General features: G+C 58.9%; 1 protein-coding gene. It reads right to left on the bottom strand.

Features of this window, described 5'->3' with window-relative positions; genetic code table 11:
* Positions 1 to 686: 686 nt before the first annotated feature.
* Positions 687 to 1196, bottom strand: a complete 510-nt coding sequence (locus C3406_RS25785) for an antirestriction protein ArdA (RefSeq protein WP_000129958.1) — start codon at positions 1194 to 1196, stop codon at positions 687 to 689.
* Between the last annotated feature and the right edge of the window lie 509 nt (positions 1197 to 1705).

Below are 1705 nucleotides of genomic sequence, written 5' to 3' on the forward strand. Positions count from 1 at the left end.
GGCGGTATTGCCTCCCGATGATTTAATTATCGGTGATTACGCCTTTAAAGTCAATACAAGTACGGAATTTATTTACATGTTTTTATGCCCGTCAGGGCATGGAAGGCGACCGCGCCGGACTCCACCGGACACCGGCCGCAAATCGCCGGAAACTGCGGGACTGACCGGAGCAACAGGCCAACCCCCCTTCCTGCTAAGCCATAACCCAGCCCGCCGCCACGCAGCTGCCGCACGTCCCCCACGGGGGTGCGCAGTGGGCGCCGCGCGCCTGCGCGCGGGTACAGCGGCCCGCCTGCGGGTCGCGGCGCCGTACTGCGAGTTAGCGGCCGCCGCGCGGCCGGTTACGGGGGACACCGCACCGTCACGGCCAGCGCCCCGCTGAGCTGCACAATCCACGGATAACACAATAGCGCACTGGCAAAGGATGCCGACGCCTGAAGGGCGTTGGCACCCCGAAGGGGCGGGGCGAGACGGGAACCGGCTCGATGCGCAGCACAGCAGAGCGGCCCCGAAGGGGTAACGCCCTGTGTGGCATCAGGATTTAGCGCAATGGCAGAACATGAGCTGGAGAGATCACCGGCAAGCAGCAGCAAAGGGGCGGCGCAGCCGCCCAGATGGCTGTTTGCCGATACCGGCGATTAATTAGAGCGGTGTTTAATATCCCCCGCGTGGCGGGGGACTAGGTTTCAGCAAGTCATGTTAAATACGTGTCCGTCATGTAAACTGAAATCCCCAATAAACAGATCCCGCGCATAGGCTACGATGTCAAAATATCGGGCTACGGATTCAGGAATTTCATTCAGTAGACCGCTATCATTCAGGTATTCCTCTGCAAAAGTTTCTTCGTCCTTAGCTTCGCCCATATAGGCATCTCTAAACAGGTCGAAATCAGTGCTATTAAACAGATCAACAAAGGCCACAAACGCCGCTTCGTTTCCTTCCTCGCGGGCTTGTTTAAAGCCGTTAATAAAATCCCAGTTGATATGGCACTCTGACGCCATATCAGACGGAATACCCTCCCAATCCTGGAACATAAATTCTGGATCAGCCTCATTTGCGTGTAACTCGCGGCAGCGCTCGTAAAACTCCTCTGAGCTATCAAAATCGGTCAGATCGAGCCAGGCTCCCGCAATGCTTCCGCAGTTGTATTTATGGTAAGTGCCAACATAAACAGAAGGGGTCGTAATATCAGTCATGGTGTACTCCTTAAAGCGCCGATACCGGCAATTTTTCGGGCGGCGGTATTGCCTCCCGATGATTTAATTATCGGTGATTACGCCTTTAAAGTCAATACAAGTACGGAATTTATTTACATGTTTTTATGCCCGTCAGGGCATGGAAGGCGACCGCGCCGGACTCCACCGGACACCGGCCGCAAATCGCCGGAAACTGCGGGACTGACCGGAGCAACAGGCCAACCCCCCTTCCTGCTAAGCCATAACCCAGCCCGCCGCCACGCAGCTGCCGCACGTCCCCCACGGGGGTGCGCAGTGGGCGCCGCGCGCCTGCGCGCGGGTACGGCGGCCCGCCTGCGGGTCGCGGCGCCGTACTGCGAGTTAGCGGCCGCCGCGCGGCCGGTTACGGGGGACACCGCACCGTCACGGCCAGCGCCCCGCTGAGCTGCACAATCCACGGATAACACAATAGCGCACTGGCAAAGGATGCCGACGCCTGAAGGGCGTTGGCACCCCGAAGGGGCGGGGCG

Source organism: Leclercia sp. LSNIH8, assembly GCF_002920195.1.
Lineage (GTDB): Bacteria > Pseudomonadota > Gammaproteobacteria > Enterobacterales > Enterobacteriaceae > Enterobacter.

Excerpts from the sequence above, each read along its gene's own strand:
- C3406_RS25785 (WP_000129958.1), bottom strand. The coding sequence starts at position 1,196 with ATGACTGATATTACGACCCCTTCTGTTTATGTTGGCACTTACCATAAA.